Consider the following 1521-nt stretch of genomic DNA (forward strand, 5'->3'; position numbering starts at 1 on the left):
GCGGCTTCGACCGTGAAGCCCGCGTTGCGGTCCTGTCCCAGCTTCTGCACCAGCTGCGGCAGCGCGGCCTCGAGCAGCGGCTTCAGCGTGTAGGGCGGATTGATCAGGAACATGCCGCTGGCCGGCAGGCCCGGGCGGCGGGTTTCGCCGCTGGGCGCGGTCGTGATCTTGCTCGACTTGACCGTCAGCGTGACGTTGAGCGAGGACTTGCCGGCCTTGGTGGCCAGGGTCTTGAGCCGGCGCGGCAGGTCGTGCGCCTCGGGCCGCGGAATGATCGGGTACCAGACCGCGTAGGTGCCGGTGGCGAAGCGCTTGAGCGCCTCGGCCGCGAAGTCGAGCACCCGGCCGTAGTCGGTCTTGAGCTCGTAGCTCGGGTCCATCAGCACCAGCGCGCGCCGCGAGGGCGGCGGCAGGAACTTGGTGGCGCTGCCGAAGCCGTCCTCGTGCAGCACCGCGATCTGGCGTCCGGCCTCGAGCTGCGCGATGTTGGCCGTGAGCGTGCGGCTGTCGGTGGGATGCAGCTCGAACAGCTTGAGCCGGTCGTGGTCGCGCAGCAGGTGCTGCACGATGAACGGCGAGCCCGGGTAGACGCGGGCGCCGCCCTTGGCATTGAAGTCGTGGATCACCTCGAGGTAGCGCGCGAGCGCATCGGCCAGTGGGGCCTCGGCTTCCTTGGCCGCCTTCCTGGCGGCCGCGGTCGTCGCGGGAGCGGGCGCCGGGGCCGGCGCGGCCTTGGGGTCGGCGACCAGGCGCAGCACGCCCTCGGCGGCCTCGCCGCTGGTGCCCGCGTAGTCGCCATCGAGCCGGTACAGGCCCGCGCCCGCGTGCGTGTCGACCACCGTCAGGGCGGTCTCCTTTTCGAGCATGTGATCGAGCGTGGCGATCAGCACCATGTGCTTGAGCACGTCGGCGTGATTGCCGGCATGGAAGGCGTGGCGGTAGCTGAACATGAGAAAAAATACCTAAAAGGTGGAGGCATGCAGCCGGCGGCATCGCTAGACTCGCGCGCCGGAAACATTAATTAACAAGAGGGGCGCAAATGCGTGGAGCAGGGTGGAGATTCTGGGGCCTGTGCGTGGGTGCGGGCGTGCTGTCTATTTTGACGGGGTGCGCATCGGTGACGCACGGCACCCAGCAGAGCGTGAAGATCGAGACGCTGACGGAGGCCGGAAAGACCGTCGAGGGCGCCAAATGCACGCTCACGAATGATCGCAACGGCATCGTGATGCGCTCGGGGGAGAGCGTCTCGGTGCGCCGGTCGGGCGCGCTGCTGAACATCGAATGCACGCAGCCCGGCTTGGCTCCGGCCACGGGGCAGGCGATTTCGCGCGTCAACACCGGCATGGTCGGCAACATCCTGATCGGCGGCGTGCTGGGCGCGGCCATCGATTCGGGCACCGGCGCCGGCTTCAACTACCCGAGCTGGATGCAGCTGGTGTTCGGCGAGGTGCGCAGCTTCGACCGCAGCGGCCAGACCGGCGATCAGGCGCTGGCGGGCGTTCGCATCGGCGAGACCCGGCT

At 68.8% G+C, this 1521-nt stretch carries 2 protein-coding genes; one reads left to right on the top strand and one right to left on the bottom strand.

Features of this window, described 5'->3' with window-relative positions:
- Window positions 1-950, bottom strand: a 950-nt coding sequence (locus AC27VN_RS41235) for a 23S rRNA (adenine(2030)-N(6))-methyltransferase RlmJ (protein WP_490880479.1), incomplete at its 3' end; no start/stop codon positions are given.
- Window positions 951-1117: 167 nt separating this feature from the next.
- On the opposite strand from AC27VN_RS41235, the gene AC27VN_RS41240 reads away from it, so the two are divergent.
- On the top strand, window positions 1118-1521 hold a 404-nt coding region (locus tag AC27VN_RS41240; protein ID WP_490880480.1), incomplete at its 3' end, for a hypothetical protein.

The sequence above is a fragment of the Variovorax sp. 20P10.2.4 genome, assembly GCF_058244205.1.